Source organism: Chromohalobacter nigrandesensis, assembly GCF_023061285.1.
Lineage (GTDB): Bacteria > Pseudomonadota > Gammaproteobacteria > Pseudomonadales > Halomonadaceae > Chromohalobacter > Chromohalobacter nigrandesensis.
This window is the reverse complement of the sequence record NZ_JAKGAM010000009.1, coordinates 33,970-58,467: the sequence shown is the minus strand read 5'-3', so window position 1 is coordinate 58,467 and position 24,498 is coordinate 33,970. Positions and strand designations below refer to the sequence as shown.

Genomic DNA, 24,498 nt, shown 5'->3' with positions numbered 1-24,498 from the left:
CCGCACCTTCGGGTGCGGCGTTTTGCGTCGTGCCGCGCACCATATCGTGCGGGCGAGGTAGAATAGGCGCCCGTTATTGCCTTTCAGAAGGAACGTTTGCCATGTCCCGGCCGTTGATCGCCGATATCGATCTGGGCGCCTTGCGCCACAATTATCGTCTTGCCTACGATCAAGCGCCGCACAGTCGCGCCATGGCGGTCATCAAGGCGAATGCCTACGGCCATGGGGCGACACAATGCGCCAACGCCCTGGCCGATATGGCGCCTGCTTTCGCCGTCGCGAGTCTCGAGGAAGCGGTCGCACTGCGCGACGCGGGAATCGCGCAGCCGATCATGCTGCTGGAGGGATTCTTCACCGCCGAGGAATTACCGCTCATCGACGCACATCGATTATGGATCGCCGTGCATAGCGATTGGCAGCTCGACGCCTTGCTGGCGTATCGGCCTCGGGCGCCGATTCCAACCTGGCTCAAGCTGGATTCCGGCATGCATCGTCTGGGATTTGCGCCGGAGGCGTTCGAGGCGCGTTGGCAGCGTCTAAAAGCGGCGCCGGCCCAGGTGACCGATCTGCACCTGATGACGCACTTCGCCACCGCCGATGCGCTCGAGCCGGCGTACTTCCATCGCCAGCTGGCGTGTATCGAAGCGCTGCGTGTACGGCTCGGGGCCCCGGTGTGCCTCGCCAATTCGCCGGCCACGCTGGCCTGGCCTCAGGCGCATGGCGATTGGAATCGCCCGGGTGTCATGCTTTACGGCAGCGATCCGTTGGAAGGCGCCAACGATGCCAGTCGCGCCCTTAAGCCGGTGATGACCTTGCGCTCCGAGATCATCGCGGTGCGTGAACTGGCAACCGGAGAAGCGGTCGGCTATGGCGGACGCTGGCGGGCGCCGCGCCCGTCGCGCATCGGCGTGGTCGCCTGCGGTTACGGCGATGGCTACGATCGCCATGCACGCGATGGTACGCCGGTGCTCGTCGAGGGAATGCGTACGCCATTGGCCGGCAAGGTCTCCATGGATATGCTGACGGTCGATATTACCGAAGTGCCCGAAGCGAACATCGGTAGCCAGGTCGTACTATGGGGCGAAGGGTTGCCCATCGACGAAGTGGCGCGTCACTGCGATACCATCAGTTATACGCTGATGACCGGTGTATTACCCCGCGTGCCGCGTCGCTATCGGATGGCCGATACCGTGTAAAAATCCGCTACAATGAGCGGCGTTTCGATGACCCGAGAGAGACATGGCCAAGCACGCATTTCCTGACAGTTTCGCTCATCCCCGCTATTGGCTCACCTGGCTGGCCATTGGGGCCATGCGTCTCGGTGCTTGGTTACCCTGGCGTTTCAAGATGGCGGTAGGGCGGGTCATTGGGCTATGCGCCTGGCGTTTCGCGCGGCGGCGACGCCACATCACCGAGACCAATATCCGACTGTGCTTTCCCGAGAGGGACGAGCGGCAGCAGGCAAGACTGGTCCGCGAGACCTTCATCGCCAACGGTATCGGTCTGATCGAGACGGCCACCGCCTGGTGTCGGAATCCTGAGCATCTGCGCCACCGGGTCGTCTTCAAGGGCCAGGAGCACAGGGCCAAGCTGGAGGCCGAGGGTAAAGGGGCGTTGATCCTCGGAGTGCACTTCTCGACCCTCGATCTCGGGGCCGCGCTGCATGCGCTTTACTTTCGCGCCGATGCCGTCCAGCGTCCCCATGACAATCCCCTCTTCGCTCGTTTCATGGACCGGGCTCGGGCCCCTTACTTCGACGCGATTCTAGATCGCTACGATCTACGCGGCGTGGTGCGTCGTATCAAGGAAGGGCATGCCGTGTGGTACTCGCCGGATCAGGACTTCGGGCGTGATGCTAGCGTCTTTGCGCCTTTTTTCGGCGTCGAGGCGGCGACGGTCAGGCTCACCGCGAAGATCGCCCGCATGACCGGGGCGCCGGTGATTCCGTTGATTTTTCATCGCAACCCCGAGGACGAGACGTATACGGTGGAATACCTGCCGCCCCTGGAGGACTTCCCCAGCGGTGACGAGGTGGCCGATGCCACCCGCATCAATGCTGTCATCGAGGCCGCCATTCGCCGCCATCCAGAGCAGTATCTATGGCTGCATAGGCGTTTCAAGACACGTCCGAAGGGCGAGCCCGGCTTTTATTGACGCTTAGCGTCTATAAAAGCCGGGAAGAACGCCCGCTTCGCGCCTGGAAGAGGGGAGTCATAAAAAGACCCCACGAACCTGGCGGTTGTGGGGTCTTCTTCCAGCTTCAAACTTCAGCCCGCGCAGCGGGCGTTCTTACGTCTCCGGCGGAGCCGGTCAGGCGTCGATACGCTTGTACTTCATGCGCTTGGGTGTGTCGTTGCCCACGCGCTGGCGATAGTCTTCCTCGTACTCGCTGTAGTTGCCCTCGAAAAACTTAACGCTGGAATCCCCTTCATAGGCGAGGATATGGGTCGCGATACGGTCGAGGAACCAGCGGTCGTGCGAGATCACTAGCGCGCAGCCGGGGAAGGCGAGCAGCGCTTCTTCCAGGGCACGTAGCGTCTCGATATCGAGATCGTTGGAGGGTTCGTCGAGCAGCAGGACGTTGGCGCCTTGCTTGAGGGTCTGAGCCAGTTGCAAGCGACCGCGCTCGCCCCCGGAGAGCTCCGATAGACGTTTTTGCTGATCGTTGCCCTTGAAGTTGAAGCGTCCCACGTAGGCGCGCGACGACATCTCGTAGCCATTGATGCTGATCATGTCCTGGCCGTCGGACACCGCTTCCCAGACGGTCTGCTTGTCGTCGAGGTGATCGCGCAACTGCTCCACGTAGGCGATGTCCACGGTCTCGCCGGTAACGACTTCGCCGCTGTCGGGCTCTTCCATGCCGGCGATCAGCTTGAACAGCGTGGACTTGCCTGCGCCGTTGCCGCCGACGATGCCCACGATGGCACCCTTGGGTAGCTGGAACGAGAGGTTCTCGAACAGCAGCTTGTCGTCGAAGCGCTTGGCCACGTCGTGGAACTCGATGACCTTGTCGCCGAGACGCGGACCGGGCGGAATGTAGATCTCGTTGGTCTCGTTGCGCTTCTGGAAATCGCCGGATTGCATTTCCTCGAAGCGGTTCAGGCGCGCCTTGCTCTTGGTCTGACGACCCTTGGCGTTGCTGCGCACCCACTCGAGCTCCTGCTTGATCGCCTTGTTCTTGGAAGCCTCCTGCTTGGCTTCCTGCTCGAGGCGTTTCTCCTTCGATTCCAGCCACTGCGAGTAGTTGCCCTCGAAGGGAATACCTTGCCCGCGATCCAGCTCGAGAATCCAGCCGGCGACGTTGTCGAGGAAATAGCGGTCGTGGGTGATCGCCACCACGGTGCCGCTGTAGTCGTGCAGGTAGCGTTCCAGCCAGGCCACCGATTCGGCGTCGAGGTGGTTGGTCGGCTCGTCGAGCAATAGCATGTCCGGGCTCGAGAGCAACAAGCGGCACAATGCCACGCGGCGGCGCTCACCCCCGGAGAGGTTGCCGACCTTGGCATCCCAGGGCGGTAGACGCAGGGCCTCGGCGGCGACTTCCAGCTTGCGCTCGATGTTGTGCGCGTCGGCAGCCTCGATGAGGTCCTCGAGACGTGCTTGCTTGGCGGCCAAGGCATCGAAATCGGCATCCGGCTCGGCGTAAGCAACATATACCGCTTCGAGCTGTGCCTGTGCCTCGGTGATCTCGCTCAAGGCTTCTTCGACCGTCTCGCGGACGTTCTTGGCGTCGTCGAGCTCGGGCTCCTGCGGCAGATAGCCGATGTTGATGCCCGGCATGGGACGCGCTTCGCCGTTATATTCCTTGTCCACACCGGCCATGATCCGTAGCAGAGTGGACTTGCCCGCGCCGTTGAGGCCGAGCACGCCGATCTTTGCGCCAGGGAAGAAGGAAAGCGAAATATCTTTGAGGATTTCATGCTTGGGGGGGACGATCTTGCCCACCCGATTCATGGTATAGACGTATTGCGCCATGGAATTCCGGTTTGGTTGGGAAATGGATCACAAGTAACGATGATAGAGGGGGCGTCGCGTAAAGGCTAGCGCGATACGCGTCTGCTTCACGCAAGCCCCGTTGCTTGAAACGCCTCCTCAGGCCTGCCCGCGTTCGGCGCGTAGACGCTCGAGTTCCTGCATCGCTTCGACATGCGCGGTGACATCCTTCTGCACGCCGACGAAGTAGGTCAGCTGGTCTTCATCGTCGTAGACAGGCGTGATCGAGAGTTCGTTCCAGAACATCGAGCCGTCCTTGCGATAGTTTCGCAAGACCACCTGGCAGGGTTGTCCTGCGCGGATCGCCTGGCGAATGTTATCCAGTTGAGGCTGGTCGTGGTCGCCGTTCTGCAGGAAACGGCAGTCGCGATAGAGGATCTCGTCGGTACTGTAGCCGGTGAGCCGTTCGAAGCCTTGGTTGGCATAGATCAGGATGGTTTCGTCACCTTCCTGTTCGGCCACCACGATGCCATCATCTGACGCATTGACAATACGTTCAAGTAGCGCCGGGCTGATCATCGGAGGTCGTTTCATCGTCTCTGCGTTCCTTGGGACTGTCATGCACTCATCATGGCCATGCCGGGGGTGGATTTCAACGCGACGTATTACATCTCGACCTCTGGCAGACGCTGGCTGGAGGCGGCTGCACCCAAGGCGCACAGCGCCAGGACCAGCAACAGTCCAGCGCTGCCGGTGACGTGTGCGATGGCGCCCAGTAGCCCGCCTACCAGCAACATGAGAATGCCGGTGAAGGTATTGGAGAGTGCGACATACAGGGCACGCTTGTCGCTTCCCGCCATGTCGACCACGTAGGTCTTGCGGCCCAGGCGCACGCCGGCATGAGCGATGACGAGCAGCGCGTAGACCAGCGCGTACGGCCATACATTCTCGCTCCATGCGCCGGGAAGCCAGGCGATCAATGCCGCCGCCGCGCAACACAATGCGGCAATCACGGCGCTGTCGCGCATCACCTTGCGGCTGGAACGGTCTGCAAGCTTGCCCCAGATCGGGCTGGCGAGCATGCCCGCCAGGCCCGAGACCAGGATCATGATGCCCAGGCCGCCGAGGTTGGAGCCACTTTGTCGTTGCCCCAGCAGGGCGATATAGGGCAGTGCCAGCGCGCTGGAAAGCAGCAGTGCTCGCGCCATGTTGAAATGCAGGAAGTGGCGATCGGTACGCAGCAGATGCAGGCCTTCGCCGAGGCTGCTCCAGACATTCTGGCCGCCCTCGGTGGCGCCGGGTTCTTCCTGGATGCGTGATGCGCAGAGCGCATTGAGCGCCCAGCCGAGCGTGGCGATGAGCAACAGGATCGCCAGCGCCACCTGCCCCGGGCGGTCGCCGAACAGCATCAGTACAGCGCCCACGGCCAATGTGATGGCACCTGCGGCACTACCGCTCCAGCCCATGAGCGTGCCACGACGTTGCTTGGAAATCGTCTTGCCCAGCACGTCCTTGGTGGCAATCGACGAGAGTCCGCGGCCGAGTGACAGCACTACCAAGGCTGCGAGAACGATGGCGCCGCCCCAGGCGCCCTGGCCGAACAGCGCCATGATGGCCATGACCAGCGCCGCGAGCGCTTGCACGATGCCGCCGGTCACCCATACGCCCTTGCGAATCGCCTTGAGGCGAATGTAGCTGGCGACGAATACTTGCGGTAGCAGGGCACCGGCCTCGCGGATCGGCACCAGGAAGCCGATCATCCACACCGGCGCACCGAGGGCGCCCAGCAGCCACGGCAATACCAGGCGGGCACTGGAGAGCTCATCGGCGAGCTTGTTGCCCAGTGAAGCCAGTAAGTGGCGCAGGAAGTTGCCGGGCTGCTCATGGCAGGCGGCCTCGGGAATGTCCTTGCATAGCCGGCTGTCTTCGTCGCCGGTCAAGCGCTCGTAGAGTCGCGTCAAGGAGGAGGCACGATCACCCATGCGTTTTGTCCTTACGTTGTGTCTTCACGTTATGTCCTGGCTGACTGGCTGAGCACGATTGAAAGACTTGTTCGAGGGGAGCGGCCACCGCATCATGACCGCCCTATCCACCGACGGAGGCGCGCTCGCCATGTCCCGCATTCGCATCCATTATTGCACGCAATGTCACTGGTTGTTACGCGCCGGGTGGTATGCCCAGGAACTGCTGCAGACCTTCGGCGAAGACCTCGAGCAAGTGGCGTTGGCACCCAGCCACGGCGGCCATTTCGAGGTCGTTTACGATGACGACGATGTGATCTGGGAGCGCAAGCGCGACGGCGGCTTCCCGGATATCAAATGGCTCAAGCAGCAGGTGCGCGACCGGCTCGATCCGGCGCGCGACCTGGGGCATACCGATCGATAAAGCCTCACCACCAATGCTTACGCTTGAGTAGCCACATCACACCCAGCCCCATCACCAGGGTGATGGTGATGAAGACGGCAAAACCGTAGGGGCTGTCGGCGCCGGGGATGCCGCCTACGTTGATGCCCAATAGTCCAGTCAAGAAGCTCAAGGGCAGGAAAACGGTCGTGATGATGGCCAGCATGTACATGCGCTGGTTGAGCTGCTCGTTGTGCTCGCTCCAGATCTGCTCCTGGAGGATCAACGCGCGCTCCTGCATGGCGCTGAAATCCTCGACGTAGCGTGAGAGCTGATTGGCGTTCTCGCGCAATGCAACCTGGGTCGTCTCATCGAGCCACTGAGGGCTCTGGGCAAGCTGTGAAAGACAGTCGCGCTGCGGCCCCATGAAGCGCCGCAGGGTGATGAAGGGGCGGCGTAGCCGAGTGAGGTCATCGGCGTCGACAGCGCTCTTGGCGAGTTGCAATTCCTCGAGTTCGCCGAGGGCGTTATCGAGTTGGTGTGAATAGTCGCCGACCTGGTCCACCAGCGCCTCGACCAGCCAGGCGAGGAGGTCGGGCACCGACAACGCGCCTTCGCCGGCATCCAGGCGTTCACGCACATCGCTGGCGGCCTTCAGCGGCCGGCGACGCAGCGTAATCATGCGTTTGGGTGTCATCCACACCCGCAGCGAGATCATGTCGTCCATGGCAGCGCCGGGGTTGTGGTTGACGCCGCGCAGCGTGGTGACGATGCCGCGCCCGAACTTGGCAACGCGCGGACGCGTGTCTTCCTCGAGCAACGCCTCGACCACTGTCTCGTCGAGCTCGGCCAAGTCGTTGAGATAGGTCGCGATATCGTCGTGGCGAAAGTCGAGATGCATCCACATGGGCGCCTCATCACCGCCCCAGGCGGCCTGCAGGTCGCGTACGCTCAATAATTCGCCACCGCCTTGGCCGTTCAATCGGTAGGCGGCCACCAGCGCGGTGTCCATGTCACTCATCGGGATCTCCTCGTCGACGATTCACTCTGCACGGTAAATATGCGTTAAATAGTCATCGCTGATATGAGCAAAATCAACCGAGGAATGGGTGTTGCAACAATCGTTACAACAGTAGGAGAAGGCGGGGTCGCAGATGATGGAGCATTAGCTCAGCAGTTGATACTCGAACAACAACTGCTTGAAATCCTGCCGCTGGTGGGCGAAGAGGTAGATGGAGACTTGGTTTTCGTCGGGCCAGAAGCGATAGATGATCCGGTAGTCGTCGATCAATAGTTCACGATAATGGCTGACGCCCATCTCCAGGGCGAGGCGACAAATACGATAGGTACCGGGTCTTTGTGATAGCCGCTCGGATGTCATCGAGAGCAGTCGCAAGGAAAGCGCCTGGGCTTGGTCGATTGGCATCTCCAGCTTGTCGATCAGGAAATGCTCACAGGCTTCCAGCGTTGCATCAGCCGTCTGCTCGAAGCTGATCTCGATGGGGGCGTTCACATCGATTCGCCTCGTTCGGTTGCATGGCGTGCCTGCAGTTTCGCCATGAATTCCTCGGCGTTCATGGTTTTGCCTTCCTCGCGGCTCTTTTCGCCCAGGCCCAGCAACTTGAGCAGTGCGATGGCCTGCTCTCGGCGTTCATGGGCAGCGTAGGATTCAACCACGTAGGTCGGCTTGCCCTTCTGGGTAATCACCAGCGGTTCTTCCACATCCAGGGTAGCGGCATTTTGCTTCAAGTAGCTGATGGTTTCGGTGCGCATGGCGACCTTCCTCCAGGATCCAATGGTTCTATTTTGGTCCAATTATGGTCCGCAAACAACGTGATGATTACGGCTTATCGGCATCGTCGGATAGCAGGGCTTTCAGCTTGGGCCACACATTGTCGAGAATGATCGGCTGTGCCTCGGCGGTGGGATGAATGCCGTCGTCCTGCATCATGGCGTCTTGCAGGGCGATGCCGTCGAGAATGAAGGGCACCAAGGGAATGTCGTATTCTTCACTGAGCTGTCGGAAGACGCCGCGAAAGGCATCGGTGTAAGAAGCGCCGTAATTGGGTGGTATTTCGATACCCAGCAGCAGTACGCGTGCGTCGGCGGCCTGGCTTTTTTCGATCATGTCACGCAAATTGAGCTTCATCTGCTGCGGTGACAGCCCGCGCAGGCCGTCGTTACCGCCCAGTTCGAGCAGCACGATATCCGGAGCGTGACGCTCGAGCAGTTCCGGCAGGCGTGCTGCGCCGCTCGAGGTGGTGTCACCGCCGATGCTGGCGTTGATTACTTGGTGTTGACTGCCCAGGCGCTGTCGAAGCAAGTTGATCCAGCCGGCGTCGCGCTCGATACCGTGGGCCGCGCTCAGGCTATCACCGACTACCAGCAGGGTATTGGCGCGGGCATTCACGGCATGTCCTGCAGCGAAGCACAACATGGCGACCATCAGGACGCGCATGCCTCCGCGTATCCAGGAAAAGGAACTCTCACGCATGTCCGACGACTCCTTGAGTGAAGCGAAAGCACCCATTTTACACGCAAGTCACGTTACACAGCGCGTGCGCAGCGGTGAGCGTGTACTGACGATTCTCGACGACTTGGCGTTGGACGTCCATGGCGGCGAGAGCGTGGCCATTCTGGGGAGTTCCGGATCGGGCAAGTCGACCCTGCTGGGCTTACTGGCAGGGCTGGATACGCCCAGTGAAGGTGATATCCAGTTATTCGGTGAATCGCTGAGCACCCTGGACGAGGACGGCCGGGCGCGGCTACGTGCTGGGCAAGTGGGGTTCGTGTTTCAGAACTTCCAGCTCCTGCCTACGCTGACGGCGCTGGAAAATGTTCTGCTGCCCCAGGAGCTTTCGCCTTCGGGCGATGATGAGCAGCGAGCGCGCACCTGGTTGACGAGAGTCGGGCTCGGCGAACGGCTCGGCCATCTACCCAAGCAACTCTCCGGCGGTGAGCAGCAACGCGTGGCGGTGGCGCGTGCCTTCGTCAGCCATCCAAAGCTGGTCTTCGCTGATGAGCCCACCGGTAACCTCGATCGCACCACGGGGGCGCATATCATCGACTTGCTGTTCGAGCTCAATCGGGAAATGGGCACGACCCTGATATTGGTCACACACGATCATGCCCTGGCGCGCCGCTGCGGGCGTTGCCTGCGCCTTGAAGAAGGACGCCTGCAGGCCATGAGCCATGAAGAGGTGGCCTTGTGAAGGCTCTCTCGCTATCGCTCAAGGGGTTGTGGCGCGATCTTCGTGCCGCCGATGTGCGGGCGCTGTTCGTGGCGCTGGCGTTGGCGGTGGCGGCCTCGACGATGATCGGTTTCTTCCTGGATCGACTCGACCGGGGGCTGACTCGGCAGGCCGGACAACTGATGGGCGGCGATCTGGTGCTCGAGCAGAGCGATCCCTTCTCCGAAGAGCTTCGCCAGACGCTGCGCGATGCTGGGCTGGCGCTCTCGCAGCAGGTCGACCTGATCTCGATGGTCAGTCGCGACGATGCCTTTCAACCGGCCAACCTCAAGGTCGTTGACGCCGCTTACCCGCTGTATGGGCAAGTGCGCGTCGAGCGTGGTGAGGGCCTCGAGACACTGGCTCATGGTCCCGCACCCGGCAGCGTGTGGGTAGCGCCGCGTCTGGCGCGGCTGATGGAACTCGGCATCGGTGACTCGCTCGCGATAGGCGACAGCACGCTCACCGTGAGCGGCCTGATCGAGCGCGAGCCGGATCAGGGCGCGGGATTCTCGGCCTTTAATCCGCGCGTGATGATGCACCGCGACGATTTGGCGGCGACTGACCTGGTGCAGCCCGGCTCGCGGCTCGAATACGAGCTGTTGGCCAAGGGGCCGCCCGAGGCCGTGGCGCGCGTGCAGTCGCGCCTGGAGAGGCTGCGCGGCAACGGCGTCGAGGTGCGCGACGTGCGCGAAGACCGGCCCCGGCTGGGCGGTGCGCTGGATCGCGCCCAGCGTTACCTGAGTCTGTCGGGGCTGGCGGCGGTATTGCTGGCGGGAGTGGCAGTGGCCATGGCGACGCGCCGCTATGTCGATCGCCATTTGGATACGGCGGCGTTGCTGCGCTGTTTCGGCGCCTCGCAGCGACAGCTGGTGACATTGTTTGCCCTGCAGCTCGCCTGGCTGGCATTGGCGGCGGCGGTGGTAGGCGCGCTATTGGGCCTGCTGGGACAGGCGGGCTTGCTGGTGATTCTGACGAATTTTCTGCCGCTCGAGCTGCCGCCGCCGGGGCCATTGCCGTTATTGATGGGGGTACTCACGGCGTTGGCGGTGCTCATTGGCTTCGCCGGTCCCACCTTGTTGCGTCTCAAGCGGGTGAGCGCGCTCAAGGTACTGCGACGCGAGCTCGATCCCGTGCCCATGGCCGGCTGGGCCGTGGTGGTCATCGCCAGTGGGGTGTTCGGCGCCTTGCTGTGGTTGTATTCGGGCGATTTCACGCTCTCGCTGGGGCTTCTGATCGGCGGCGAACTGGCGCTGGCGGCGCTGTGGTTATTGGGTCACGGACTACTCTCGGGTCTGCTGCGACTGGTGCGAGGCGTCGCCGGGGAGCGCCGCCACGGCGCGCGGCATGCCTGGCGTCTTGGTGCGCGTCAACTGGCACGTCGCCGACATGCCAGCCTGGGGCAGTTGCTGGCCTTCTCGGTCACCTTTGCGGCCATGGCGATCATCGCCCTGGTGCGCGGCGATCTGGTGACCGCTTGGGAATCGCAGTTGCCCGAGGATACGCCCAACTACTTTGCCATCAATATCCAGCCGGCCGAGCGCGAAGGCTTCCGCGAGATCGTCAAGGGTGCCAGCGATACGCGTAGTGCCCTGTATCCCATCGTGCGTGGGCGGCTGGTCGCCATCGATGGTGACGCCGCCGAGGACTCAGTGCCGGCCGATCAACGTGACGCTAACGTGCTGCGCCGTGAGCTCAATCTGACGTGGCGCGAGACACTGCCTGAGGGCAATCGCATCGTCGCTGGCGAATGGTTCGATGCGGATGCGTCTGTCGAAGACGACCGCCCGGTACCCATCTCCATGGAGCAGGATCTGGCCGAGCGCCTGGGCGTGACATTGGGCGAGGTGCTGCGGTTCGATATCGGTGGTGAAGCGATCGAGGGACGCGTCACCAGCCTGCGCAGTCTCGACTGGGAAAGCTTTCGCCCCAACTTCTTCGTGATCTTTCCTCCGGGGACGCTCGAGCGCTTCAGCCACAGCTATATCACGGCGTTCCACCTGGAGGACGAGCGCCAGACGACCATCGGCAAGCTGGTCTCGCGCTATCCTGGCGTCTCGCTACTCAATGTCGACGCGATTCTCGAGCAAGTGCGCGAATTGCTGGTGCAAGTGACGCGTGCCATCGAACTGGTGCTGGTGTTCGTGTTGCTGGCGGGGATCAGCGTGCTCTACGCCGCGCTTACCGCGAGCCGCCCGATGCGTGCTCATGAAAGTGCCTTGCTGCGTGTGTTCGGTGCCGGCGACCGCATGATCGCACGGATTCAAGGGGCTGAATTCGCCCTGCTGGGTATTGCCAGCGGCCTGCTGGGCGCATTGCTGGCGGAAGCGGCGGCGCTGGGCGTCTACTTGATGTGGTTCGACCTGCCGCTGCGCCTGCATTGGCCACTATGGGTCGTGATGCCCATAGGCGGTGGGCTGCTCATTGGAGGCATCGGCCATCTATTGACGCGTCAGGTACGTCGTCAGGCACCCATGGAAAGCCTGCGGCTGTTGGGGGAGACCTGAAGTTTCGAGCCGAGAGCTAATATTATTTTGAGTATTAGTGGGGGCAGTCTTCAAAGCCAATTTTCGACGCTCAACCCCTCGACACGTCTAAATTCGCCGAGATTAGCGGTGACCAGAATACGCTGTTCCGATAGTGCTTGGGCGGCGATAAGCAGGTCGTTAGGACCTATCGGCGTCCCGGCGCGCTCCAATTGCCAGCGTATCTGCGCATAATAGCGATCGGCAGGCGACTCGAAAGGTAGAATTGTCAGCGCATCAAGCAGGATTTCCACCTGATGCGTCAGGCGTTTGGAGCCGCGTTTATGGGCGCCAAAGCGAAGTTCGGCAGCGACGATCGAACTGGTGGCGATGGCGCGCTCTCCCACATCGGCGATTCGTCGTGCCACTTGGCCCTGTGGGTCACGCACGAGTGCCGAGACGATATTGGTGTCCAACAGATAGCCGGTCGTTTTCATAGCTTGATATCGTCGAGTGGTAGTAACCCTTCGTCGCTTTCATCTAGCGTTTCATCCAAGGAACTGAGATGTCGCAACGTCTCCAGAAGACCGGGTTTTCTGATGGGTTCGATGATGAGTGTATCGCCCTCGCGGCGAATGAGGGCGTCGTCACCGCTTAGCTCGAACTCTCGAGGAATGCGTATAGCCTGATTGCGGCCGTTGCGAAAAAGGCGTACATGGCGTTCGGTATTCATGGGCTGGCTCCTGTGTCAGGCAGCATATGTCAAAGCCTATGCCTGCGGAGTGCCGGTGTCCAGAGCTAGGGAGGAGCGAATTTATTCGCGATAGTGAGGGGGTGTTAGACGCAAGAAGCCCCGCCGACGATTGATCGTTCGGCGGGGAGGGCCAAAGGTGCAGGGCATTGTCGGTAGGTGGGCATCCGTGCCCGGGCATTCCCTCGGCTCGTCGACCCTCGCCGACAAGCCAAGCCAGCGTAGCGTCGTATTGACTGGCCTAGAAGATGAATTTCCTCATCACTGGGCAGGCTTTTGATCATTGCCGGACGCGTTACGATCATCGCGCGTGCTTGAGTGCCTCTAAAGCGACCATGAGAAATCCTGTAGCGACCCATGCTCCCCTTTCATATGAAAGGCGCTGCGGGCTGCGCTATCATGGCGCTCTGGTAGCCCGACGAACTATCCGTCGACCCCATGCGGCTTGCCGCCGCGCAGACCTTCCGTGATTCGAGGACTCTCGCCGATGTTCACCCGTGACATGCAGATTGCCGGTTTCGATGATGCCCTGTGGGACGCCATGCAGCAGGAGGTGGGCCGTCAGGAAGCGCACATCGAGCTGATCGCTTCCGAAAACTATGCCAGCCCGCGCGTCATGCAGGCGCAGGGTACGCAACTGACCAACAAGTACGCGGAAGGCTATCCCGGCAAGCGCTATTATGGCGGCTGTGAGCACGTCGATGTCGTCGAGCAGATGGCCATCGATTACGCCAAGGAGCTGTTCGATGCGACCTATGCCAACGTTCAGCCGCACTCCGGCTCCCAGGCCAATGGCGCGGTGTTTCAGGCGCTGGTCAAGCCCGGTGACACCGTGCTGGGCATGAGCCTGGACGCGGGTGGCCACCTGACCCATGGTGCCAAGCCGAACTTCTCCGGCAAGCACTACAATGCCGTACAGTATGGCCTCGACGACAACGGCTTGATCGATTACGACCAGGTTGCCCGTCTGGCGCGCGAGCACCAGCCGAAGATGATCATCGCCGGTTTCTCCGCTTACTCGCAGATCATCGACTGGGCCAGGTTCCGTGAAATCGCCGACGAGGTGGGTGCTTACTTGCTGGTCGACATGGCCCACATCGCCGGATTGGTGGCGGCGGGCGTTTATCCCAGCCCCTTGCCCCATGCGCACGTGGTCACCACCACCACGCACAAGACCCTGCGCGGCCCGCGCGGTGGATTGATTCTCTCCGCCGAAAACGACGCCGAGATCGAGAAGAAATTCCAGTCCGCCGTCTTCCCCGGCGGGCAGGGCGGTCCATTGATGCATGTCATCGCCGCCAAAGCGATCTGCTTCAAGGAAGCCATGGAGTCTGACTTCAAGGCCTACCAGCAGCAGGTGGTCGTCAATGCCAAGGCCATGGCTAGCGTGTTCATCGAACGCGGCTATGACGTTGTGTCCGGCGGCACCGAGGATCATCTCTTCCTGCTCTCTCTGGTCAAGCAGGGCCTGACCGGCAAGGATGCCGATGCTGCATTGAGCCGTGCCCACATCACCGTCAACAAGAACGCCGTACCCGATGATCCGCAGAGCCCGTTCGTCACCTCCGGGCTGCGCATCGGCACGCCGGCAGTGACCACACGCGGCTTCGGTGAGCGTGAATGTGTCGATCTTGCTGGTTGGATCTGCGACATCCTCGACGCCATGCAGCAGGGCGACGCCAGCCAGGCCGAAGCCGACGTCAAGGCCAAGGTCGAGGCCATCTGCGCGCGGTTGCCGGTGTATCGTTAAAGCGTGATGGCCTTCTGATGGAGGGCAAGCCCTAATGAGATCCCCCGCTTTTCGTGTTGCTGCGAAGCGGGGGATTTTCTTTTCTCGCCACTAGTAAGTGGTATTCTCTTGCTAGGAAAACAAGCTGGTTTTCTTGCCATACAGGGCGCTGCCTCTAGGGGTGCATGTCGTTATTCCCCATTAGCACGAAGGTCTAAGAGCAATATGGCCGAAAATGCTGGAGTCTATGTCGGACATAAAGGTAAATTTGTCCAACAAGGCAGGCGGAGCCATTTATGCGCCCTTCTTCACTTTCCGGTACCACGGCCCGGCCCGATATCGCCGAGTCGTTGGCCGAGGCTATTTTCAGTGGCCGTTATGCCCCCGGTGACTTGATCCCCCGCGAGCTGGATCTTTGCGAGACGTATGGCGTCAGCCGTAGCACGGTACGTAGCGTCTTGCAGAATCTGGTCTCGGCGGGGCTCTTGGTGCGTATTTCCGGTCAGGGAACCCGGGTGCGCGAGCTGACCCAGTGGCATATGCTCGACCCGCGAGTGACCGAGTGGATGGCGCGCTACGCCGAGCCCAATCCGCGCTTCCAACGTGAAATCTATGCATTCCGCGTGGCCGTCGAACCGTTCGTGGCGTATCTGGCGGCAACCGCTGCCACGGCGACCGATTTGCTGGCGATCGAGCGGGCCTATGAAGGCATGGCGCGTAGTCTCGAGACCCCCGACCACTGTTGGGAAGGGCGCTCCCACGACGATTACGATGTGGCCTTTCACGAGGCGATTTTCGCCGCGACCCACAACGTGGTGTGGACGCAGCTCAGCCATGTGTTACGGCCTACGATTACGGTACTGGTCCAGCGTTCCAACCAGAGCGCCGATGAGCTCGCTGACAGCATGGAGCGCCACCGCAAGGTGATGGAGGCGATTCGCCTGCGTCAGCCGGAGCGGGCGCAAGCCTGTGCCTTGGCGGTTCTCGAGCGCACCGGACAAGACCTGGGCATCGCCGAAACCCCGGCGGATCTACCTTCGTTGCCTCCGCTCGGTGGCGACGTGTCCGAGAGACGTTGAGCGAGTCCCCACTTTTTCATCGACAAGGAGACCTTTCGTGAAGATTACCCAGCTCAAGACCTGGCAAGTACCGCCGCGCTGGCTGTTCCTCAAGATCGAGACCGACGAGGGATGCTATGGCTGGGGCGAGCCGGTCGTGGAAGGGCGCGCGGCCACCGTCGAGGCGGCGGTGCATGAACTCGCCGACTATCTGGTTGGCGAGGATCCGCACCGTATCGAATACTTGTGGGACACGATGTATCGCGCGGGTTTCTATCGCGGCGGCCCGATCCTGATGAGCGCCATCGCGGGGATCGACCAGGCGCTGTGGGACCTCAAGGGTCGCGATCTCGGCGTGCCCGTCTATCAACTGCTGGGTGGCAAGGTGCGCGACAAGATGCGCATGTACGCCTGGACCGGTGGCGATCGTCCCAGCGACGTGGGTACCGGCGCCAAGGCGCTGGTCGACAAGGGATTCACGGCGTTCAAGATGAACGGCACGCCGGAAATGCAGATCGTCGATTCGCACCGCAAGATCGACGAGGCGGTAGCACGCGTCGCCGAGGCGCGCGAGGTGGTCGGTCCGGACGTTGGCATCGCTATCGACTTTCACGGTCGCGTGCATCGTCCCATGGCCAAGGTGCTGATGCGCGAGCTGGAGCCTTATCACCCGATGTTCGTCGAGGAGCCGGTGCTGCCCGAGCATCTTCCCAGTCTCAAGCACATTGCGGGCGGGCTCGGCTATCCCATCGCCACCGGCGAGCGCTTGCATACCCGCTATCAGTTCCGCGATCTGCTCGCCGAGGGCATGGTCGACGTGATCCAGCCCGATCTCTCGCACTGTGGTGGCATCAGCGAGGGCATGAAGATCGCTTCGCTGGCATCCTGCTACGATGTCGCGCTGGCACCGCATTGCCCGCTGGGGCCGTTGACGCTGGCTGCTTCGCTGCATGTGGATGCGGTGAACCACAACGCATTCATCCAGGAGCAGAGCATGGGCATCCACTACAATCGTGATAACGATGTACTGGATTACCTGGTCGACAAGTCCGCGCTGGCCATTACCGATGGCTTCTGCGCGATTCCCGAAGGGCCTGGCTTGGGCGTCGAGATCGACGAGAAATTCGTCGAGGAGCGTGCCAAGGTGGGGCATCGCTGGCGTAACCCGGTGTGGACGCACGAGGATGGCTCGATAGCGGAGTGGTAAAGAGCCCAGAGGTAAAGGAGGTTCTATGAACGAGACTCAGCAGGCCGCACTCGACGCGGCACTCAAGGAATTGCCGCTGGTGGCGATTCTGCGCGGTATTCGTCCCGAGGAGATCGATAAGGTCTTCGACGTGCTGGTCGAGGCGGGGTTTCGTCTGATCGAGATTCCCCTCAACTCTCCCTTGCCGTGGAAGAGCATCGAGCGTGTCGCGTCACGTTGTCCTGAGCATGTGCTGGTGGGTGCCGGTACGGTGCTGGATGCCGCTGATACGGCTGAGCTGGCGCGTCTCGAGGCGCCGTTGATGGTCACTCCCAACAGCGACCCCGAGGTGATTCGCGCCGGTGTCGAGCAGGGCCTGGCGCCGCTGGTCGGCTGCATGACGCCGAGTGAGGCGTTAAGCGCGGCGCGTGCCGGGGCGACGGCGCTCAAGCTGTTCCCGGCCGGGCGTCTGGGCACCGGCTACTTCAAGGATATCAGCGCGATTCTGCCGCCCGAGCTGCCGGTGTTCGCGGTCGGTGGCATCGACAAGAGCAACATGTCCGAATGGCACGGGGTGGGCATTCGTGGCTTCGGCTTTGGCAGCAACCTTTATCGCCCCGGGCGCAGTGCCGCCGAGGTGGGCGAGGTCGCGCGCGAACTTGTCGCCGAGTGGAAGCGACTCGAGGAGCTCTACACCATGAGCGAGTTGTTCGAGCATGAGGGCGATCAATGAGCGCCGAGCAGCGGCTGATCGTCATCGACTGGGGCACCAGCAATTTCCGGGCGTTTCTCGTCGATCGGCAAAGTGGCACCTGTCTCGAGACGCGGCGTAGCGAGGCGGGGCTCAAGGCGCTGCAAACCGCCGAGTTCCCGCATTACTGCGAGGCCCAGGTTGGCGACTGGCGGGAAGGCGGGCAGGTTCCGGTCTATCTGGCGGGGATGGTCGGCTCCAAGCGCGGCTGGAGCGAGGCGCCGCAGCTCGATCTGCCCGTCTCGGGGCGCGATCTCGCCGCGCATGTCGTGGCCGCGCCAGGGCTGGAAAACGCCTGGATCGTGCCGGGCGTGAAGCACGTCGATGAGGCGCATTGCGATGTCATGCGCGGCGAGGAAGTCCAGGCCTTCGGCGCCTTGGCCCTGGCAGGAAACCCCGACGCCGACTGTTGCCTGCCCGGCACCCACAGCAAGTGGGCGCGCCTGCGTGACAACCACTTGACCGCCTTCACCACGTTGATGACCGGCGAGCTGTATCACGCGGTACGCTTTCACACCTTGCCAGGAGAGCCCGCCCGCGATGAGGCGCCGTTCGATGAAGATGGATTTCGCCAGGGACTGGCGCGGGCTCAGGGCGAGGAAGGCGTGCTGCATGCCCTGTTCGAGGCGCGCAGCCGGCATCTCTACCGCGGCTTGGCTGCCGAGCAGGTGGGTAGCTTCATCTCCGGCGTGCTGATCGGTGAGGAAGTGCGTGCCATGCGCGTTGCGCGCCCCGATCTCGAACGCCTGCTGTTGATTGGCGCCGAGGCTTTACGCCGCCCTTATACGCTGGCGCTGGAAACGGCCGGCCTCGAGGTCACGCCGCTGGATAGCGATGCGGCGACGCTCGCCGGGTTGGCAGTGATCGCCGAGCATCATCACACCCGATAACGCATTCAGCCCGCCAGGTGCTGTGATGGCATGCCCCGTTATGGTGCGCAAGATGCACCGTGACGGGGTATTTTTGTGTTTGTGTGGAAACCATGCACTGTAGCGGCGCGTACTCGATCCCCCGCAGTCGGGTTTCTGCGCGCTGCTTGTCAGGGTATGGCATGATCCGTGCTACCTTCATCTGAAGAGCACCTTGCATGACCGCTGACGGCGGTCATGCGGCGCATTCCATGACATGTGAGGCGGTGCCAAGGAGAGAAGACTCATGACGCAGTCTGTTTCGCATACGCCGTGGCTGGTGTTCACCGATCTGGATGGCACGCTACTCGATCACGACAGCTATACGTGGCAGCCCGCCGCCGCCTGGTTGGCGCGGCTCGCCGAAGCCGGTGTCGCGGTGATTCCTACCACCAGCAAGAGCCGCGAGGAACTGCTGGCCCTGCGCGACGAACTGGGTCTGGCGACGACGCCGTTCATTGCCGAGAACGGGGCGGTGATCGGCCTTCCCGCGCGTTGGCAACATGCCCGGCTGGACCGTGACCCTGCCGCGCCGCATGGTTTGATCGTCAAGACGCCGTCGCTGGATATCGGCTTTATTCGGCGGCGACTCGAGGTGCTGCGCGAGCGGTTGGGCGTGCGCTTTCGCGGCATGGGCGAGTTGTCCCTCGACACGCTGTGCGCGTTGACCTCGCTGACCCCCGACAAGGCGCGTCAGGCGCAGGCGCGCGAGGGGAGTGAGCCCTTGCTGTGGGATGATGACGAGGCGGCTCTGGCGCGCTTTCGTCACGCTCTGGAAAGCGATGGCTTGCGCCTCACCCGGGGCGGGCGTTTCTGGCATGTGATGGGCGCGGTCGACAAGGGCCAGGCGGTGCGCTGGTTGATTGAGCGTTATACGGCGCTGCGCGGTGTCAGGCCCGCTAGCGTGGGGCTGGGCGACGGTCCCAACGATGTCAGCCTGCTCGAGGCGGTCGATCATCCGATTCTGGTACATGGCAAGCACGAGGCAGTGGTGCACATCGCCGCAGGCATGACGCTCTATCGTACCCGGCAACCTGGCCCCGAAGGCTGGGCCGAGGGCATCGCCGGTTGGTGGCAGACCTACATGGATGCGACGCCCGGAGACAAGACTTCCCAGGAGGGCACGTCACGATGAGCGATTTTTACCAGAACGGTATCGTTACTACTTTCCATAACCTGACCCAACGCCCGGTGGAAGCATTGGAAGCCGACCTGGTGCGGTTTTCCAAACGCCGGCCGATGGGCTTGATCCTGCCGTCGCTGTTCTCCGAACTCGAGGGACCGGCGCTATCGAACATCGTCGACGAACTGGCCCAGGTACCGTATCTCTCGGAGGTCGTGATCGGGCTGGATCGTGCCGACCGTGACCAGTTCCTGCGTGCCCGCGAATTCTTCTCGCGCCTGCCGCAGCATCACCGCATCCTGTGGAACGATGGGCCACGTCTGTCGGCGCTGGATGCCGAGTTGAGTGCCCTCGACCTGTCACCGCAGGAGCCCGGCAAGGGGCGCAATGTGTGGTACTGCAGCGGTTATGTGCTGGCTTCCGCGCGCACGGAGGCGGTGGCGCTGCACGATTGCGATATCCTTACCTATGACCGTGGCATGCTGGCGCGGCTGCTGTATCCGGTCGCTAACCCGCAGTTCAATTACGAATTCTGCAAGGGCTATTACTCGCGGGTGGCCGATAACAAGCTCAATGGCCGCGTGGCCCGCCTGATGGTGACGCCCCTGATTCGTGCGCTGAAGATGGTCTTCGGACCGCTGCCGTATCTGGAGTATCTGGACAGTTATCGCTACCCGCTCTCGGGGGAATTTTCGATGCGCTCCGATGTGCTCGACGGCATTCGCATTCCCAGCGACTGGGGCCTGGAGATCGGCGTGCTCTCGGAGGTGCACCGCAACCACTCGACCAAGCGGCTATGCCAGGTGGATATCGCCGATGCTTACGATCACAAGCATCAGCCCGTTTCCCAGGACGATCCCAGTGGCGGGCTCAATCGCATGAGTCTGGATATCGCCAAGGCCATGTTCCGCAAGCTGGCGACGCTGGGCGTGCCCATCCACTCCGAGACCTTCCGCACCATCAAGGCGACCTATTACCGCACCGCGCTGGATCTGATCGAGGCCTACGATAACGATGCGCGCATGAACGGCCTGTCGCTCGACCGTCACAGCGAGGAGCAGGCGGTCGAGCTGTTCACCGCCAATATTCTCGAGGCAGGGACCTCGTTTTTGGAATCACCCCGTGACAAGCCGTTCATTCCCAGTTGGAACCGGGTCGGTGCGGCGATCCCCGATCTCAAGGAACGCATGTACGAGGCCGTGGAACTCGATAACCAGGGCCAGGTGTAACCCGTCCGGGCACCTGGCTGTGTGTCACAAATCAGACGACGGGGTTGTTGGCCAGCACCTTGCGCAAAAAGCGTTGGGTGCGTTTGTCCCGAGGATTGGTGAAAAGCTCGTCGGGCGGGCCTTGCTCGATGATCCGACCTTCATCCATGAACACCACGCGGTCGGCGACCTCGCGGGCGAATTGCATCTCGTGGCTGACCACGATCATGGTCTGGCGCTCGAGAGCGAGCTGTTTCATCAGTGACAGCACCTCGTCGACCCATTCGGGATCGAGCGCCGAGGTGGGTTCGTCGAAGAGGATGACCTCGGCCTTGGCGGCCATCGCTCGGCCGATTCCCACGCGTTGCTGCTGGCCGCCGGAGAGCGATGCCGGGTACGCATTCGCCTTGTCCGCGAGACCGATGCGTTCGAGAATCTCGCGCCCTCGGGCATGTGCCTCTGCCTTGGAGAGACCATCGACGACGATCATGCCTTCGCAGATATTGTCCAGCGCGGTCTTGTTGGCGAACAAGGCATAGCTCTGGAACACGAACGCCGTGCGCCGACGCAGGGCGAGGATCTCCTGACGGCTGGCGCGGGTCACATCGAGACTGAGGTCGCCCACTGTGAGCCGTCCGGCGTCGGGCGTTTCGAGATAATTGATGCAGCGCAGCAGGGTCGACTTGCCGGTGCCCGAGGGACCGATGATGACGATGATTTCGCCCTGCTCCAGGGTCAGGTCGATATCCTCGAAGACGCTATGCGTGCCGAAGCGTTTGGTGATGCCGTGGAGTGCGATCATCGTTGATAGGCCCGGTTGAGTCGCTTTTCCAGCCGCCGTTGCAGCCACGACAGAATTTCCACCACGATCCAATAGATGATCGCTGCCAACAAGAACGCCTCGAAGTAGAGAAAGCTACCTGCCGCCTCTTTCTGCGTCGCGCCCATAAGTTCGGTCACGCCCAGCGTGAAGGCCAGTGAGGTAGCCTTGATCATATCGATGAAGTAGTTCATCAGCGTGGGCGTGGCCACACGCGTCGCCTGAGGAAGCACGATGCGCTGCATGAGTTGTCCCTGGGTCATGCCGATGGACAGCGCCGCCTCGGTCTGGCTGCGGTCGACGCCGACGATGGCGGCGCGGATCGACTCCGCCATGTAGGCGGAAAAGTGCAGGGTCAGCCCCAGTATCGTGGCCGTAATGCCGTTGATGGCGACCAGAAAGGTCAGGATTTGCGGCAAGCCGTAATAGAACAGGAATAGCTGCACCAGCAGCGGTGTGCCGCGAAAGAAGGAGATGAACAGCATGGCCAGCGCATTGAGCCCCGGCGTTCGCTGCACTCTCACAACGGCCAACAGGCAGGCCAGCACCAGCGCCGCTAGCATGCCAGCGCCGGCCATTTCCAATGTCAGCGGTAGATAGCCGAGTAGGATCGGCAACAACCCCAGCATGTAGTCGAGATCGAGAACGTGCATGAACGAGTCGCCTGAAAGCAGACGGCCGAGGCAAGCCCCGGCCGTTCAAATGGAACGTGGGGTCACGGCGAGGTGATATCGGTGCCGAACCACTTTTCGGAGATTTGCTTGAGCGTGCCGTCTTCGCGCAGTGCCCTCAGTGCTTCATTGACGCGGTCACGCAAGGCATGCCCGGCCTCATCGTCGCGGAAAGGCAGGGCGTTCTCGATGCGCGAGAACGGCTGACCGGCGAGTTCGAGTGGCAGGGGCTTGTCCTTGATGACCTGGGTAGCGCTGATACGGTCCATGACGAAGGCATCGGCACGCCCTAGGGCCACATCTTGCTCGATGTTCGATTCGTAGGTCTTGATATCGATGTCATCGGCATAGGGCAGCTCACGCAACAGCTCCTCGTAGTTGGAGCCGAGATTGACCGCGACGGTCTTGCCCTTGAGATCCTCGACACCCTGGATGGCGTCGTTACCCTTGCGTACCACCACCTGGGCGCCGTCGTAGACGTACGGCTCGGTGAAGGCGTACTTTTCCTGACGTTCGGGGGTGATGGTGATCTGATTGGCGATGGTATCGACACGCTTGGCGTCGAGCATGCCGGCGAGTCCCGAGAAGCTGGCGGTAACGAACTCGACATCGTCGCCGGTTTGCTCGCCCACGGCATTCATGACATCGACCTCGAAGCCCTTGAGCTCGTCCTGCTCGACGAAGGTAAAGGGATAATAACCGCCAGACATTCCGACACGCAGGGTATCGGCATGCGCGGTGAGGGCGGTCGCGCTCAAGGCGAGTCCCGCCAGGGCATACTGCATGAAGTGGCGCAACGACATGATGGGCTCCTGCATGGTCTCGAAAACGATCGTTTGGGGATTGTCATAATGACGCTGCCCCGGTGTATAGCGCTAGTGTAGCCTAACTAGTGCAATTGAGAATAATGAATCAATTTTATATTCCTTTTAGTTTTTCTGAATCCCCGCCAGCGCTGCCATAGCCACTGCTATTCATTAAGTAGACGCCTTATGACGCGCCATCATGATGCGCCTCTTTATATGAATAAATAGTATAACGTTAGAACTAAAAATATATTAGACTGTGATGACCGTTCACATATTCATGGAGGCGACAGCAGACCAGATGAAAACCTTTGCCTTATCACGCGGCCAAGGCGCTGGCCAGCCGGATGTCGCCGGCTTCTTCGATCCTCGTACGTTCAGCATTCAGTATGTCGTCAGCGATCCCGCTACATGCCGTTGCGCGATCATCGATCCGGTACTCGACTTTGATGAGAAGGCCGGCGCCACCGCGACCCATCAGGCCGATGAGCTTTTGGCCTACATCGAGCGCGAAGGACTCGGCGTCGATTGGATTCTGGATACCCATCCGCACGCGGATCACTTTTCCGCAGCACGCTATCTGCATGAACAGACTGGCGCACCCACCGCCATCGGTCGACCGGTGACCCAGGTGCAGGCGCTGTGGAAGGAAATCTACAACTGGCCGGACCTGAAGGACGACGGCAGCCAGTGGGATCATCTGTTCGACGAAGGGGATACCTTCACGCTGGGCGAGGTCGATTGCCGCGTGATGCACTCGCCGGGCCATACGCTTGCTTCGATCACCTACGTGATCGGCGATGCCGCCTTCGTTCACGACACCCTGTTTCAGCCCGACTTCGGTACCGCCCGCGCCGACTTTCCCGGCGGCAGCGCACATCAGCTATGGCACTCGATCCAGGCGATCCTGGCCCTGCCTGACGAGACGCGCCTGTTCACTGGACACGACTACATGCCCGACGGCCGCGAACCGCAGTGGGAAAGCACCGTATGCGAGCAGCGTGACCACAACAAGCATCGGCTCGGCGAGAGCAGTGAAGCCGAGTACGTCGAGCTGCGCAACCGCCGCGACAGCGAGCTGCCCATGCCGAAGCTGATCCTGCACGCGTTGCAGGTCAATATTCTTGGTGGGCGTCTGCCGGAGCCGGAAGCCAACGGTACACGCTATCTCAAGCTGCCATTGAATGCGCTCGAGGGAACTGCCTGGGAGTGACGATGCCTCATGCCAGGGCATTGAACGAAGGAGTCTCCATGCACGTATTGCTCATCGAAGACGACGAACTGGTCGCCGCCGGTATCCGTGCGGGACTGGAAAGCCATGGCTGGGCGGTGAATCGCGTGGCGACAATGGCGGCGGCGCGTCATGCGCTGCATACCTTGAGCAGCGATATCGCGGTACTCGACCGTGGCCTTCAGGACGGCGATGGCCTGTCGTTGGTCGGCGAGCATGGTCGCGGGCCTGATGGCGCGATTGCCTGAGGGTACCTGGGCGGCCGACGAGACGCCGCGCGCTTGGCCA

At 61.7% G+C, this 24,498-nt stretch carries 26 protein-coding genes; 14 read left to right on the top strand and 12 right to left on the bottom strand.

Features of this window, described 5'->3' with window-relative positions; translation table 11 throughout:
• Positions 1 to 101 precede the first annotated feature (101 nt).
• Positions 102 to 1,196 (top strand): alanine racemase, encoded by a 1,095-nt coding sequence (gene alr / locus L1073_RS11705; protein WP_246899483.1) that lies wholly within the window; start codon positions 102 to 104, stop codon positions 1,194 to 1,196.
• A 43-nt stretch (positions 1,197 to 1,239) separates the two neighbouring features.
• Positions 1,240 to 2,154, top strand: a complete 915-nt coding sequence (lpxL, locus tag L1073_RS11700) for an LpxL/LpxP family Kdo(2)-lipid IV(A) lauroyl/palmitoleoyl acyltransferase (RefSeq protein WP_246899481.1) — start codon at positions 1,240 to 1,242, stop codon at positions 2,152 to 2,154.
• A gap of 156 nt (positions 2,155 to 2,310) precedes the next feature.
• Here lpxL and ettA read toward each other — a convergent pair whose 3' ends face one another.
• From ettA to L1073_RS11685, 3 genes are all read right to left on the bottom strand, one after another.
• A complete protein-coding gene (ettA, locus tag L1073_RS11695) occupies positions 2,311 to 3,972 on the bottom strand; it encodes an energy-dependent translational throttle protein EttA (protein WP_246899480.1) in 1,662 nt (553 codons plus the stop codon).
• A 117-nt stretch (positions 3,973 to 4,089) separates the two neighbouring features.
• Positions 4,090 to 4,524, bottom strand: a complete 435-nt coding sequence (locus L1073_RS11690) for a PAS domain-containing protein (protein ID WP_246899478.1) — start codon at positions 4,522 to 4,524, stop codon at positions 4,090 to 4,092.
• 71 nt (positions 4,525 to 4,595) lie between these two features.
• Positions 4,596 to 5,912 carry an MFS transporter gene (locus L1073_RS11685; protein ID WP_246899476.1) on the bottom strand — a complete coding sequence of 439 codons (1,317 nt, stop codon included), beginning with the start codon at positions 5,910 to 5,912 and terminating at the stop codon, positions 4,596 to 4,598.
• A gap of 130 nt (positions 5,913 to 6,042) precedes the next feature.
• Between L1073_RS11685 and L1073_RS11680 the strand changes: the two genes are divergently transcribed.
• A complete protein-coding gene (locus L1073_RS11680; protein WP_246899596.1) occupies positions 6,043 to 6,315 on the top strand; it encodes an Rdx family protein in 273 nt (90 codons plus the stop codon).
• Positions 6,316 to 6,319: 4 nt separating this feature from the next.
• Here L1073_RS11680 and L1073_RS11675 read toward each other — a convergent pair whose 3' ends face one another.
• From L1073_RS11675 to L1073_RS11660, 4 genes are all read right to left on the bottom strand, one after another.
• Positions 6,320 to 7,294: a zinc transporter ZntB gene (locus L1073_RS11675; RefSeq protein ID WP_246899474.1), complete on the bottom strand. Its 975-nt coding sequence runs from the start codon at positions 7,292 to 7,294 to the stop codon at positions 6,320 to 6,322.
• 144 nt (positions 7,295 to 7,438) lie between these two features.
• Positions 7,439 to 7,786, bottom strand: a complete 348-nt coding sequence (locus L1073_RS11670; protein WP_246899472.1) for a type II toxin-antitoxin system RelE/ParE family toxin — start codon at positions 7,784 to 7,786, stop codon at positions 7,439 to 7,441.
• A complete protein-coding gene (locus L1073_RS11665) occupies positions 7,783 to 8,046 on the bottom strand; it encodes a type II toxin-antitoxin system Phd/YefM family antitoxin (protein ID WP_246899470.1) in 264 nt (87 codons plus the stop codon). Before L1073_RS11665 ends, L1073_RS11670 begins: the two co-directional genes overlap by 4 nt.
• 67 nt (positions 8,047 to 8,113) lie before the next feature.
• Positions 8,114 to 8,767: an arylesterase gene (locus L1073_RS11660; RefSeq protein WP_425531581.1), complete on the bottom strand. Its 654-nt coding sequence runs from the start codon at positions 8,765 to 8,767 to the stop codon at positions 8,114 to 8,116.
• Here L1073_RS11660 and L1073_RS11655 point away from each other — a divergent pair.
• Together L1073_RS11655 and L1073_RS11650 are read left to right on the top strand one after the other, a co-directional pair.
• Positions 8,766 to 9,485, top strand: a complete 720-nt coding sequence (locus L1073_RS11655) for an ABC transporter ATP-binding protein (RefSeq protein WP_246899469.1) — start codon at positions 8,766 to 8,768, stop codon at positions 9,483 to 9,485. The two genes, L1073_RS11660 and L1073_RS11655, sit on opposite strands and share 2 nt — an antisense overlap.
• Positions 9,482 to 12,010 (top strand): ABC transporter permease, encoded by a 2,529-nt coding sequence (locus tag L1073_RS11650; protein ID WP_246899467.1) that lies wholly within the window; start codon positions 9,482 to 9,484, stop codon positions 12,008 to 12,010. Before L1073_RS11655 ends, L1073_RS11650 begins: the two co-directional genes overlap by 4 nt.
• 50 nt (positions 12,011 to 12,060) lie before the next feature.
• Here the strand turns inward: L1073_RS11650 and L1073_RS11645 are convergent, their stop codons facing one another.
• Both L1073_RS11645 and L1073_RS11640 read right to left on the bottom strand, forming a co-directional pair.
• Positions 12,061 to 12,465, bottom strand: a complete 405-nt coding sequence (locus L1073_RS11645) for a type II toxin-antitoxin system VapC family toxin (protein WP_246899466.1) — start codon at positions 12,463 to 12,465, stop codon at positions 12,061 to 12,063.
• Positions 12,462 to 12,701, bottom strand: coding sequence for an antitoxin (locus tag L1073_RS11640; RefSeq protein ID WP_246899464.1), 240 nt, complete (start codon positions 12,699 to 12,701; stop codon positions 12,462 to 12,464). Before L1073_RS11640 ends, L1073_RS11645 begins: the two co-directional genes overlap by 4 nt.
• Before the next feature lie 505 nt (positions 12,702 to 13,206).
• On the opposite strand from L1073_RS11640, the gene glyA reads away from it, so the two are divergent.
• The 7 genes from glyA to L1073_RS11605 all read left to right on the top strand — a co-directional run bounded on the left by glyA (position 13,207) and on the right by L1073_RS11605 (position 20,703).
• Positions 13,207 to 14,469 (top strand): serine hydroxymethyltransferase, encoded by a 1,263-nt coding sequence (glyA, locus tag L1073_RS11635; protein WP_246899462.1) that lies wholly within the window; start codon positions 13,207 to 13,209, stop codon positions 14,467 to 14,469.
• Between the two features lie 275 nt (positions 14,470 to 14,744).
• The gene (locus L1073_RS11630; protein WP_246899460.1) at positions 14,745 to 15,527 is read left to right on the top strand and encodes a FadR/GntR family transcriptional regulator; all 783 of its coding nucleotides are present in this window, start codon (positions 14,745 to 14,747) and stop codon (positions 15,525 to 15,527) included.
• 37 nt (positions 15,528 to 15,564) lie between these two features.
• On the top strand, positions 15,565 to 16,713 hold the full coding sequence (gene dgoD / locus L1073_RS11625; RefSeq protein ID WP_246899458.1) for a galactonate dehydratase: 1,149 nt from the start codon (positions 15,565 to 15,567) through the stop codon (positions 16,711 to 16,713).
• A 25-nt stretch (positions 16,714 to 16,738) separates the two neighbouring features.
• Positions 16,739 to 17,425, top strand: coding sequence for a 2-dehydro-3-deoxy-6-phosphogalactonate aldolase (locus L1073_RS11620; protein ID WP_246899456.1), 687 nt, complete (start codon positions 16,739 to 16,741; stop codon positions 17,423 to 17,425).
• The gene (locus L1073_RS11615; RefSeq protein WP_246899454.1) at positions 17,422 to 18,333 is read left to right on the top strand and encodes a 2-dehydro-3-deoxygalactonokinase; all 912 of its coding nucleotides are present in this window, start codon (positions 17,422 to 17,424) and stop codon (positions 18,331 to 18,333) included. The genes L1073_RS11620 and L1073_RS11615 overlap by 4 nt, the downstream gene beginning before the upstream one ends.
• A 265-nt stretch (positions 18,334 to 18,598) precedes the next feature.
• Positions 18,599 to 19,486 (top strand): HAD-IIB family hydrolase, encoded by an 888-nt coding sequence (locus tag L1073_RS11610; RefSeq protein ID WP_246899452.1) that lies wholly within the window; start codon positions 18,599 to 18,601, stop codon positions 19,484 to 19,486.
• Positions 19,483 to 20,703: a glycosyltransferase family protein gene (locus L1073_RS11605; protein WP_246899450.1), complete on the top strand. Its 1,221-nt coding sequence runs from the start codon at positions 19,483 to 19,485 to the stop codon at positions 20,701 to 20,703. Before L1073_RS11610 ends, L1073_RS11605 begins: the two co-directional genes overlap by 4 nt.
• Before the next feature lie 31 nt (positions 20,704 to 20,734).
• On the opposite strand, the gene L1073_RS11600 is transcribed toward L1073_RS11605, so the two are convergent.
• The 3 genes from L1073_RS11600 to L1073_RS11590 all read right to left on the bottom strand — a co-directional run bounded on the left by L1073_RS11600 (position 20,735) and on the right by L1073_RS11590 (position 22,976).
• The gene (locus L1073_RS11600; protein ID WP_246899448.1) at positions 20,735 to 21,484 is read right to left on the bottom strand and encodes an amino acid ABC transporter ATP-binding protein; all 750 of its coding nucleotides are present in this window, start codon (positions 21,482 to 21,484) and stop codon (positions 20,735 to 20,737) included.
• Positions 21,481 to 22,155 carry an amino acid ABC transporter permease gene (locus L1073_RS11595; protein ID WP_246899446.1) on the bottom strand — a complete coding sequence of 225 codons (675 nt, stop codon included), beginning with the start codon at positions 22,153 to 22,155 and terminating at the stop codon, positions 21,481 to 21,483. The genes L1073_RS11600 and L1073_RS11595 overlap by 4 nt, the downstream gene beginning before the upstream one ends.
• Positions 22,156 to 22,217: 62 nt before the next feature.
• Positions 22,218 to 22,976, bottom strand: coding sequence for an amino acid ABC transporter substrate-binding protein (locus L1073_RS11590; protein WP_425531580.1), 759 nt, complete (start codon positions 22,974 to 22,976; stop codon positions 22,218 to 22,220).
• Positions 22,977 to 23,280: 304 nt separating this feature from the next.
• Between L1073_RS11590 and L1073_RS11585 the strand changes: the two genes are divergently transcribed.
• Together L1073_RS11585 and L1073_RS11580 are read left to right on the top strand one after the other, a co-directional pair.
• Positions 23,281 to 24,192: an MBL fold metallo-hydrolase gene (locus L1073_RS11585; RefSeq protein ID WP_246899444.1), complete on the top strand. Its 912-nt coding sequence runs from the start codon at positions 23,281 to 23,283 to the stop codon at positions 24,190 to 24,192.
• Positions 24,193 to 24,230: 38 nt separating this feature from the next.
• Positions 24,231 to 24,458 carry a response regulator gene (locus tag L1073_RS11580; protein ID WP_246899443.1) on the top strand — a complete coding sequence of 76 codons (228 nt, stop codon included), beginning with the start codon at positions 24,231 to 24,233 and terminating at the stop codon, positions 24,456 to 24,458.
• Positions 24,459 to 24,498: the final 40 nt, after the last annotated feature.

Bases quoted from the DNA above. Each gene is read 5' to 3' on its own strand.
- L1073_RS11630 (WP_246899460.1), top strand. From the start codon at position 14,745: ATGCGCCCTTCTTCACTTTCCGGTACCACGGCCCGGCCCGATATCGCC.
- L1073_RS11605 (WP_246899450.1), top strand. From the start codon at position 19,483: ATGAGCGATTTTTACCAGAACGGTATCGTTACTACTTTCCATAACCTG.
- L1073_RS11645 (WP_246899466.1), bottom strand. From the start codon at position 12,465: ATGAAAACGACCGGCTATCTGTTGGACACCAATATCGTCTCGGCACTC.
- L1073_RS11665 (WP_246899470.1), bottom strand. From the start codon at position 8,046: ATGCGCACCGAAACCATCAGCTACTTGAAGCAAAATGCCGCTACCCTG.
- L1073_RS11620 (WP_246899456.1), top strand. From the start codon at position 16,739: ATGAACGAGACTCAGCAGGCCGCACTCGACGCGGCACTCAAGGAATTG.
- L1073_RS11590 (WP_425531580.1), bottom strand. From the start codon at position 22,976: ATGTCGTTGCGCCACTTCATGCAGTATGCCCTGGCGGGACTCGCCTTG.
- alr (WP_246899483.1), top strand. From the start codon at position 102: ATGTCCCGGCCGTTGATCGCCGATATCGATCTGGGCGCCTTGCGCCAC.
- lpxL (WP_246899481.1), top strand. From the start codon at position 1,240: ATGGCCAAGCACGCATTTCCTGACAGTTTCGCTCATCCCCGCTATTGG.
- L1073_RS11610 (WP_246899452.1), top strand. From the start codon at position 18,599: ATGACGCAGTCTGTTTCGCATACGCCGTGGCTGGTGTTCACCGATCTG.
- ettA (WP_246899480.1), bottom strand. From the start codon at position 3,972: ATGGCGCAATACGTCTATACCATGAATCGGGTGGGCAAGATCGTCCCC.
- L1073_RS11675 (WP_246899474.1), bottom strand. From the start codon at position 7,294: ATGAGTGACATGGACACCGCGCTGGTGGCCGCCTACCGATTGAACGGC.
- L1073_RS11655 (WP_246899469.1), top strand. From the start codon at position 8,766: ATGTCCGACGACTCCTTGAGTGAAGCGAAAGCACCCATTTTACACGCA.
- L1073_RS11615 (WP_246899454.1), top strand. From the start codon at position 17,422: ATGAGCGCCGAGCAGCGGCTGATCGTCATCGACTGGGGCACCAGCAAT.
- L1073_RS11660 (WP_425531581.1), bottom strand. From the start codon at position 8,767: ATGCGTGAGAGTTCCTTTTCCTGGATACGCGGAGGCATGCGCGTCCTG.
- L1073_RS11600 (WP_246899448.1), bottom strand. From the start codon at position 21,484: ATGATCGCACTCCACGGCATCACCAAACGCTTCGGCACGCATAGCGTC.
- L1073_RS11685 (WP_246899476.1), bottom strand. From the start codon at position 5,912: ATGGGTGATCGTGCCTCCTCCTTGACGCGACTCTACGAGCGCTTGACC.
- L1073_RS11595 (WP_246899446.1), bottom strand. From the start codon at position 22,155: ATGCACGTTCTCGATCTCGACTACATGCTGGGGTTGTTGCCGATCCTA.
- L1073_RS11580 (WP_246899443.1), top strand. From the start codon at position 24,231: ATGCACGTATTGCTCATCGAAGACGACGAACTGGTCGCCGCCGGTATC.
- L1073_RS11585 (WP_246899444.1), top strand. From the start codon at position 23,281: ATGAAAACCTTTGCCTTATCACGCGGCCAAGGCGCTGGCCAGCCGGAT.
- glyA (WP_246899462.1), top strand. From the start codon at position 13,207: ATGTTCACCCGTGACATGCAGATTGCCGGTTTCGATGATGCCCTGTGG.
- L1073_RS11690 (WP_246899478.1), bottom strand. From the start codon at position 4,524: ATGAAACGACCTCCGATGATCAGCCCGGCGCTACTTGAACGTATTGTC.
- L1073_RS11640 (WP_246899464.1), bottom strand. From the start codon at position 12,701: ATGAATACCGAACGCCATGTACGCCTTTTTCGCAACGGCCGCAATCAG.
- L1073_RS11680 (WP_246899596.1), top strand. From the start codon at position 6,043: ATGTCCCGCATTCGCATCCATTATTGCACGCAATGTCACTGGTTGTTA.